Below are 9,025 nucleotides of genomic sequence, written 5' to 3' on the forward strand. Positions count from 1 at the left end.
GCGCCGGATCGATCGAGCCGGCGAGCAGCCGGACACCGATCAGGAATTTCTGCTCGGAGGCAAAAATGCGCAGCCGGTCGAGCACATCCTCGTAAAGCCGGTCGCCCTCGACGAAGGCGGAAAGCCGCGCCGACAGATAGGCGCGGTCCGGTAGTTCGGTGAGCAAGGCTGGGTCGAGCAAACCATCGAAGACATGCGGCCTGCGGGTGATGATCGCCGCCAGCCGGGGGGCGGCCCCCATGATCGTCGCCAGAAGCTTCAGCAGGGCAGGATTGGACTGCAGCAGGGAGAACAGCTGGATGCCAGCCGGCAAGCCGGCGAGAAACTCGTCGAAGCGCATCAGAGCTTCGTCGGCCCGGCGCGTCTGGCCGAAGGCGCGCAGCAGCGCCGGCGTCAGTTCCGTCAGCCGCTCGCGTGCCTCCGCCGACTGGGTGAGGCGATAGCGGCCGAAATGCCAGCCACGGATGACGCGGCAGATGTCGCTTGGCCGCTGAAAACCGAGCCCGTGCAAGGTCTGCAGCGTATCGGGATCGTCCACATCGCCGGTGAAGACCAGGTTGCCGATGCCGGTCGACAGTTCGGGTGCTGTTTCGAACAGTGCCGCGTAGTGACGTTCGACCTGCTGCAGCGAGGCACGGAACGCTTGAGAAAAGGCAGAAGCATCGGCAAAGCCGAGCATGCGTGCGATACGCTCCAAGCCTTCATCATCTTCCGGCAGCGTGTGCGTCTGCTCGTCGGCAACCATCTGCACGGCATGTTCGACGCGGCGCAGGAACCAGTACTGGCGGGCAAGCGCATCGCGCGCCTCGGCGGTGATCCAGCCGCGGGTCGCAAGCTCGCCGAGCATCGGCACGGTTTCGCGGCCACGCAGTTCAGGGAAGCGTCCGCCGGCGATGAGCTGCTGGGTCTGGACGAAGAACTCGATCTCGCGAATGCCGCCGCGGCCAAGCTTGACGTTGTGGCCCTTGACCGCAATCTCGCCATGGCCCTTGTGGGCGTGGATCTGGCGCTTGATCGAATGGACGTCGGCAATCGCCGCATAATCCATGTATTTGCGCCAGATATAGGGCTGCAACTCCTTGAGGAAGGCCGCACCCGCGGCCAGATCGCCTGCCACCGGGCGTGCCTTGATCATCGCGGCGCGCTCCCAGTTCTGGCCGCGTGCCTCATAGTAGCGCAGTGCCGCCTCGACCGGGATCGCCAGCGGTGTCGAACCGGGGTCTGGGCGCAGTCTCAGATCGGTGCGGAAGACATAACCGTGTTCGGTGCGGTCCTGCAGGATGCGCACCAGGCGGCGCGTCAGCCTCGAAAACAACTCGGTGGCGTCGAGCGGATCGACGACGGCGGGCGCTTCCGGATCGAAGAAAACCACCAGATCGATGTCGGAGGAAAAATTCAGCTCATGCGCGCCGAGCTTGCCCATGCCGAGCAGGATCCAGCCCGACTGTTTCGACGGATTGCCGACATCCGGCAGTTTGAGTTTGCCCTGGCCATGCGCGTCGCGCAGCAGGAAGTCGACGGCGGCGCGGGTGCAGACGTCTGCGAGGTCGCTCAACCGCCGGACCGTCAGCGCCGTTTCGGCCTCGCCGGCAAGATCGGCCAGCGCGATGAGGAAATGCGCCTCCGCCTTCCACTGGCGCAGCTCCATCATCAAGCCGGATTCCGAGACTGCTTCGGCTAGATGCACCTGATCGATGGCGGCGCCGATCACCTTCAGTCGAGCCTCGATCGTCTGCTCGAACAGCCCGTCCAGGATTTGCGGCCGGCGACGTGCGGTATCGCGCAGGAACGGCGACAGATCGAAGACGGCAGCAAGGAAATCCTGGCCCTCGCCCTTGCCGGCCAGGAACTTGGCCAGCCGCGTCAGTCCTTCTTCGCGCGCCGCGGAAGCGATCTCGGCCAGTTCCAGCCGCGCACGGTCTTCGTCCAGCGGAGCCAGGCTGGTCGCCGGCTTCAGCAGCCAATCTTTCGCCCTCGCAGCCGTGCTCATCAGTGATCCTCCCGTGCTGGGAAACTCATGACCACGGATAATCCGGGATTGCCAGGCAAGAGTTCAAGCCGGCCATTGTGGAACGTCATGACCGCCTTGGCGAGGCTGAGGCCAAGACCGGAACCCGGCTGCGAACGGCTCTTCTCCAGCCGCACGAAACGTTCCGTGGCGCGCGCGCGGTCGCCATCATCCGGAATGCCGTGTCCATTGTCGGCAACAGACAGGCGAACGTCCGCACCGGCTCGCTCGAGCGTGACGCGCACCGCCGGCTGGGCATTGGCGCCGGTGGAATATTTGATGGCGTTGTCGACGATGTTCGACAGCGCCTGGCCGATCAGTTCGCGGTTGCCGTTGACGGACACCGCCTCGGGCGCGTCTGCTTCCAGCGACACGCCTGCCTCTTCCGCCACCGGCTCGTAGAGTTCGACGACATCGCGCACGGCCTCCGCCAGATCGACGCGGTTGGTGTTCTCCGAGGAGTAGCCAGCTTCCAGCCGGGAAATCATCAGGATGGCGTTGAAGGTTTTTATCAACTGGTCCGACTCGGCAATGGTGCCTTCCAGTGCCCGCCGGTAGTCGGTGGGCTTTTGCTTGCCCGAAAGCGTCGCTTCGGCCCGGTTGCGGAGCCGGGTCAGCGGCGTCTTCAGATCATGCGCGATGTTGTCGGAAACCTGCTTCAGACCTTCATTCAGCGCGGCGATCCTGGCCAGCATGGCATTGAGATTTTCGGAGAGCCGGTCGAACTCATCGCCAACCCCCGTCACCGGCAGCCTGCCCGACAGATCGCCGCCCATGATGCGGCGGCTGGCTTCCGACACGCTGTCGATACGCTTCAGCGCGGCGCGGCCGACAAAAAACCAGATCAGCAATCCGCCCAGCCCCATCATGCCGAGCGCCAGCATCAGCGCACGGCGGATGACCGCACGAAACCGTTCCGGCTCGCCAAGGTCGCGGCCGACCAGCATGATCATCTGGTTCGGCAGCCGCAGCACCAGCGCAATGGCGTTGTGGCCCTTTTCGCCCTGCGCCTGCGCATCGTTCTGCTCGGATTGGGTGGTGGTACCCTGCTCGGCGGGAAGGTTGCGCAGGCGCTCGAGCTCTCCCTCGCCAAAACGCTGATAAGAGAACGGACTGCTGGTCCAGCCTTCGGTTTCGAGAACGCCCGGCTCCAGGCTCTGCACATTGCCGGTCAGGATCTGTCCGTTGGCGTCGGCGATCAGATAGAGGTTGGCGCCGGGCTGGCGCGAGCGGGCCTCGACTACACGGACCAACACCGGCAGACCGCCGCGTTGATAGGCGCGAGCCAGACCGAGCACCTCGTCATTGATGGTGTCCTGTGTCTGCCCGGTCAGCATGCGCGCCGACAACGAGGTCATGTAGAAGACGAGCGCCACCGCGCAGAGCGCGAAGAGCAGGAGGTAAAGCGCCGAAAGCCGCGCTGCCGTCGTCTTCATGATGGCTGGCACGGAAAGAGCCATGCCGCAGCTAGCCGCTCTTCAGCATATAGCCGGCGCCGCGAACCGTATGCAGGATGGGCTTGTCGAAGCCCTTCTCGATCTTACCGCGCAGCCGCGAGACATGGACGTCGATGACATTGGTCTGCGGATCGAAATGATAGTCCCAGACATTTTCCAGCAGCATGGTGCGCGTCACCACTTGGCCGGCATGCCGCATCAGATATTCGAGCAAGCGGAATTCACGCGGCTGCAGCGTTATCTCGCGTGACGCACGGCGTACCGAATGCGACAGCCTGTCGAGTTCGAGATCGCCGACGCGGTAGACGGTTTCGGCTTCCTTGGCGCTGGCGCGACGGTTCAGAACCTCGACGCGGGCGAGAAGTTCGGAGAAGGCATAGGGCTTTGTCAGGTAATCGTCGCCGCCGGCGCGTAGACCCGTGACCCTATCATCGACCTCGCCGAGCGCCGACAGGATCAGCACCGGCGTTGTGTTGCCCCTGGACCGGAGACCGGCAATGACCGACAGGCCGTCGCGACGCGGCATCATCCGGTCGATCACCATCACGTCGTAGTCGCCGGCGTCGGCGAGCGCAAAGCCGGTTTCGCCGTCACCGGCGACATGCGCGGTGTGACCGGCCTCGGCAAAGGCTTTCTGCAAGTAATCCGCAGCCTCGCGATCGTCTTCTATGACGAGAATCTTCATAGGGCTGTTATACGCGATTTCGCCGGAAGGTTGAGTGGCAGACATCTGCATTGTGGCCTTTGCCAAAGCGCACCGCGATCAAGATTGCCCGAAGCCGTACGCGATAAAGCTGCTCGCTGCCGATGTCATTTTGCGTCGGATCGCGGAAGCGCTTTTGAAAGTGTGCGGCAGCGGACGATGGGAAGCCCGCTGCCGCCGGGGAAGGCGCGATGACTGACTAACGCGCGCTCCTCCATGCTTTCCCGTACGGCGGCTCGGGGGTGTTGAAACTGCCGCACTGGAAAAGTCCAACCTGCCGCCGGAACGCCCTCACCCACTTGGAAAGGCCGAGAGATCGCTCCGGGGCCAACCTCAACCCTTGGCGACGGGCAGCGCGACGAAACGATTGGTGTCGTCGCGGGTGATCTGCATCAGCACTGCCTTGCGGCCGGATTTGACTGCATCGGTCATCGCCTTGGTGACGTCGTCGGTGCCGTTCACTTCGGTCGAATTGACCGATGTGATGACGTCGCCCGGCTGGATACCGCGATCGGCGGCATCGCTGTCGGGATCGACATCGGTCACCACCAGTCCCTTGCCGTTTTCAGACTTGGTAACGGTCAGGCCGAGATCAGCCAGCGTGTCGGGCTTGGCCGGGGCGGCGGGCTGCTGCTGGTCGACAGAGGCCTGCTTGTCGCTCGAGGGCAGTTTGCCGAGATCGACCTTGACCGTCTGGCTCTTGCCGTCGCGCCACACGGTGACGTCGACCGACTTGCCAGGCGAATAGGCGCCGATCAGCCGGGCCAGTTCCTTCGGCGAAGCGACATCTTTGCCGTCGACCTGGGTGATCACGTCACCGGCCGTGATGCCCGCCTTCTTGCCGGGACCATCGTCCTGGGCACTGGAAACCAGTGCGCCGTTGTTGGACTTCAGACCAAGCGACTCAGCGATGTCGGAGGTGACCGGCTGGATTTCCACACCGAGCCAGCCGCGCTGCACGGAACCGCTCTTCATCAGGTCCTGAACGACCTGCTTAGCGGTCGAAGCGGGAATGTCGAAGGCGATGCCGACGCTGCCGCCGGATGGCGAGAAGATCGCGGTGTTGATGCCGACGACCTGGCCGTTGAGGTTGAAGGTCGGACCGCCAGAATTGCCGCGGTTGACCGATGCGTCGATCTGGATGAAGTCGTCATAAGGGCCAGCGCCGATGTCACGGCCGCGGGCGGAGACGATGCCGGCGGTGACGGTTCCACCAAGGCCGAACGGATTGCCGACGGCCACCACCCAGTCGCCGACGCGAACCTTGGAGTCATCGGCGAAGTCGACATAGGTAAACTTGCCGACGCCGTCGACCTTGAGCACGGCGAGATCGGTGCGCGGGTCGGTGCCGACCAGCTTGGCGTCGAGTTCCTTGCCGTCATGCATCACCACGGTGAAGGCCGAGCCTTCCGAAACAACGTGATTGTTGGTGACGAGATAGCCGTCATCCGAGATGAAGAAGCCCGAGCCCTGGGCAACCGGCCGCGGCTGGTCGTTGTTGCGGTCGCGGTGGCTGAAGCGCCTGTTGCCGCCACCCTGGCCGTCCTGGTCACCAAAGCCACGGAATTCCTTGAAGAAGCGGCGCAGCTGTGGATTGTTGGGCAGGTTGTTCATGCCATCCTGGTCGTCGGACGGCTCGGAGCCATCATCGGCGGCCGGGCTGATCTTGGCCTTGACCTTGACACTGACAACGGCGGGAGAAACGCGCTCGACGACATCGGCGAAGCCCGGCACCTGCGGCGCCTCGACGCGTACGGCATCGGCCAGAACAGGGCTGGTTCCGCTGGTCAGCGCGCCAACGCCGATCGCACCGGCCACGGCGACAGATGCGACGGCAGCCATGAGACGCTTGCGGGTGACGGAATATGAATTGGGGGCAATATTCATGGATCTCTTATCCTCTTTCAACGGACGCTGCTTGGTCGGCATCCTCGGAAAGGAGAATTAGAGCGGCACACATTACAGCGCCATTTCCGACACATGAAACTTTGGTAATGTTTGGGAGTGACGGCGGACGTCAGTCGCGGCGCAATATGGCGTCCAACGATGCCTGTTCTTCGGCGGACAGGGATTTTGTTGCCAGCACGCGGCGCGACCGCGCGGTCAGCACGATGAAAACGCCTCCCACCAGCAACAGCAGGACGGGCGTGCCCCACAGCAACGCATTGCGGAGGTCGAAACGCGGCTTCAGCAGCACGAACTCGCCGTAACGCGACACGACGTAATCCATCACCTGCTGGTCTGTGTCGCCGGCGACGAGGCGCTGACGCACAAGGACGCGCAGGTCGCGGGCAAGGTCGGCATCGGATTCGTCGATCGACTGGTTCTGGCAGACCATGCAGCGCAAGCCTTCCGACAGCGCCCGCGCCCGCGCCTCCAGCGTCGGATCAGGCAGCACCTCGTCAGGCTTCACCGCCAAGGCCGTGCCGGCAAAGAACAGCGCCAGCAGCAGGACAATGGAGGTCAGAGAAAGCCGCGCGTTCATGGCAGGGTCGCGGATGGCACCGCGCTCGCCTGCTTGCGCCGCCGCGACGGCGCGCCGACGCGCAGGCGCCGGTCCATCAGTGACATCGCCGCGCCCGCCATCATCATCAGGCCGCCGCCCCAGATCAACGTCACCAGCGGCTTCCACCACAAACGCACGACGACAGAACCGTCATTGCCCTCGTCGCCGAGCGAGATGTAGAGCTGCGAGAAACCAATCGTCCTGATGCCCGATTCCGTCGTCGTCATCTGCCGCACCGGATAAAACCGTTTGGCGGAGCTGATTTCGCCAACAGGGCTGCCGCTGACGCCGATCAGTTCGAAGCGGCCGAGATCCTCGCTGTAATTCGGTCCCTGGGCCGGATAAAGCCCGACGAAACGCAGCGTATGGCCGGACAGTTCGACGGTCTCACCGGCATGCATCGACAGGATCTTCTCGGTGCCGAAGCAAAGTGTGCCGACGATGCCGAGCGTGGTCAGGCCGAGGCCAAGGTGAGCGAAGGCAGTGCCGAAGACCGAGCGCGGCAGGCCGAGCAAGCGCCTGACCATGATCCCGGCGGCGACATTGCCGACCCCCGATTTGACGGCGAGATCGGTGAGCGCGCCAAGGATCAGCCAGACGGCAAGGCCAACGCCCAGGGCTGCGAACACCGAGGCGCCGTCGATGAACAAAGCGGTGACCAGCGTCGCCAGCAGCGCCGCTGCAAAGGCCACCATCAGGCGCTGCGCGACGGCGAAGACATCGCCGCGCTTCCAGGCAAGCAACGGCCCGAACGGAACCACGAGCAGCAACGGTACCATCAGCGGTCCGAAGGTGAGATTGAAGAACGGCGCGCCGACCGAGATCTTGTCGGCTGAAAAGGCTTCGACGGCGAGCGGATAGAGTGTGCCGACGAGGACGGTAGCCGTCGCCGTCGTCAGGAACAGATTGTTGAGGACCAGCGCCCCTTCTCGGGAAATCGGCTGGAACAGGCCGCCGGTCGTCAGCCGGGAAGCGCGCAGCGCAAACAGCGCCAGCGAGCCGCCGATAAACAGCGTCAGTATGCACAGGATAAACACGCCGCGCGTCGGATCGGTGGCAAAGGCGTGCACCGAGGTCAGCACGCCTGAACGCACGAGGAAGGTGCCGAGCAGCGACAGCGAAAAGGTCAGAATGGCGAGCAGCAGCGTCCAGATCTTCAGCGCCGAGCGCTTTTCCATGACGATGGCCGAATGCAGCAGCGCGGTGCCCGCCAGCCACGGCATGAAGGAGGCGTTCTCGACCGGATCCCAGAACCAGAAACCGCCCCAGCCAAGTTCATAGTAGGCCCAGTACGATCCCATGGCGATGCCGCCGGTCAGGAACATCCAGGCGACCAGCGTCCACGGCCGCACCCAGCGCGCCCAGGACGCGTCGATGCGGCCTTCGATGAGAGCGGCGACCGAGAAGGAAAAACAGATCGAGAAGCCGACATAGCCGAGATAGAGGAACGGCGGGTGTATGGCGAGGCCGAGATCCTGCAGGATCGGGTTGAGATCGCGGCCTTCGATCGGCGCCGGATTGAGCCGGATGAACGGATTGGACGTCGCCAGGATGAACAGGAAGAAGGCGGCGCCGATGGCGCCTTGCACCGCAAGCACATTGGCGCGCAGCGTCGCCGGCAGGTTGGAGCCGAAAGCGGCGACGAGCGCGCCGAAGAAGGTCAGGATCAACACCCAAAGCAGCATCGAGCCTTCATGATTGCCCCAGGTTCCGGTGATCTTGTAGATCAACGGCTGCAAGGAATGCGAGTTTTCCCACACGCTTGCCACCGAGAAATCGGAGCTTGCATAGGCACTCGCCAACGCTGCGAAGGACAGCGCCGTCAAGGCAAAGCCGGTCACCGCGACCGGACCGCCGACGGCCATGAGGCGCTGGTTGTTCAGGCGCGCGCCAAACAGCGGCACCACCGTCTGCACCAGCGAAAGCGCAAACGCCAGGACGAGGGCGAAATGTCCGGTTTCAACCATGCCCGTGATCCATTGTCGCTCTCCTGCCGGAGCTATTCACTCTTGTTCTCCTGCCAGACGCCCTTGGCCTTGAGGCCGTCCGCAACCTCCTTGGGCATGTAGCGCTCATCATGCTTGGCCAGCACGCTATCGGCAACAAAAACCCCGTCCGGGCCGAAAGTACCCTCGGTGATGACGCCCTGCTCTTCGCGGAAAAGGTCGGGCAGGATGCCGGTGTAGGTGACCTTGACCGATTTGTGAGTGTCGGTCACCGAAAAGCCGACCGTGGCCCCCTGCCCGCGCTGGATCGTGCCTTTTTCGACCAATCCACCCAACCGGATGCGCTGGCCAGGCTGGACACTGGCGGTGGTGAGATCGGCCGGCATGTAGAAAAAGGAGGCCTTC

General features: G+C 63.8%; 8 protein-coding genes. 1 reads left to right on the forward strand and 7 read right to left on the reverse strand.

From position 1 onward, the window contains the following. From EOC06_RS07645 to EOC06_RS07655, 3 genes are all read right to left on the reverse strand, one after another. Window positions 1–1,990: bifunctional [glutamine synthetase] adenylyltransferase/[glutamine synthetase]-adenylyl-L-tyrosine phosphorylase (locus EOC06_RS07645; protein ID WP_245469392.1), on the reverse strand; the 1,990-nt coding region annotated here is incomplete at its 3' end. Then, window positions 1,990–3,468, reverse strand: coding sequence for a HAMP domain-containing sensor histidine kinase (locus EOC06_RS07650; protein WP_128307461.1), 1,479 nt, complete (start codon window positions 3,466–3,468; stop codon window positions 1,990–1,992). The genes EOC06_RS07650 and EOC06_RS07645, both read right to left, overlap by 1 nt. A 7-nt stretch (window positions 3,469–3,475) precedes the next feature. After that, window positions 3,476–4,150 (reverse strand): response regulator transcription factor, encoded by a 675-nt coding sequence (locus EOC06_RS07655; RefSeq protein ID WP_023812818.1) that lies wholly within the window; start codon window positions 4,148–4,150, stop codon window positions 3,476–3,478. Window positions 4,151–4,184: 34 nt separating this feature from the next. On the opposite strand from EOC06_RS07655, the gene EOC06_RS07660 reads away from it, so the two are divergent. After that, window positions 4,185–4,367: a hypothetical protein gene (locus EOC06_RS07660; RefSeq protein WP_128307462.1), complete on the forward strand. Its 183-nt coding sequence runs from the start codon at window positions 4,185–4,187 to the stop codon at window positions 4,365–4,367. A gap of 134 nt (window positions 4,368–4,501) precedes the next feature. On the opposite strand, the gene EOC06_RS07665 is transcribed toward EOC06_RS07660, so the two are convergent. The 4 genes from EOC06_RS07665 to ccmE form a co-directional block, all read right to left on the reverse strand. Further along, complete coding sequence (locus tag EOC06_RS07665; RefSeq protein WP_127327202.1) at window positions 4,502–6,055, reverse strand: Do family serine endopeptidase; 1,554 nt, start codon at window positions 6,053–6,055, stop codon at window positions 4,502–4,504. 130 nt (window positions 6,056–6,185) lie between these two features. Further along, window positions 6,186–6,653 (reverse strand): cytochrome c-type biogenesis protein, encoded by a 468-nt coding sequence (locus tag EOC06_RS07670; protein ID WP_127380054.1) that lies wholly within the window; start codon window positions 6,651–6,653, stop codon window positions 6,186–6,188. Further along, a complete protein-coding gene (locus tag EOC06_RS07675) occupies window positions 6,650–8,641 on the reverse strand; it encodes a heme lyase CcmF/NrfE family subunit (RefSeq protein ID WP_127270960.1) in 1,992 nt (663 codons plus the stop codon). The genes EOC06_RS07670 and EOC06_RS07675 overlap by 4 nt, the downstream gene beginning before the upstream one ends. A 32-nt stretch (window positions 8,642–8,673) precedes the next feature. Then, window positions 8,674–9,025: cytochrome c maturation protein CcmE (ccmE, locus tag EOC06_RS07680; RefSeq protein WP_245469393.1), on the reverse strand; the 352-nt coding region annotated here is incomplete at its 5' end.

The sequence above is a fragment of the Mesorhizobium sp. M7A.F.Ca.MR.362.00.0.0 genome, assembly GCF_004023175.1.
Lineage (GTDB): Bacteria > Pseudomonadota > Alphaproteobacteria > Rhizobiales > Rhizobiaceae > Mesorhizobium.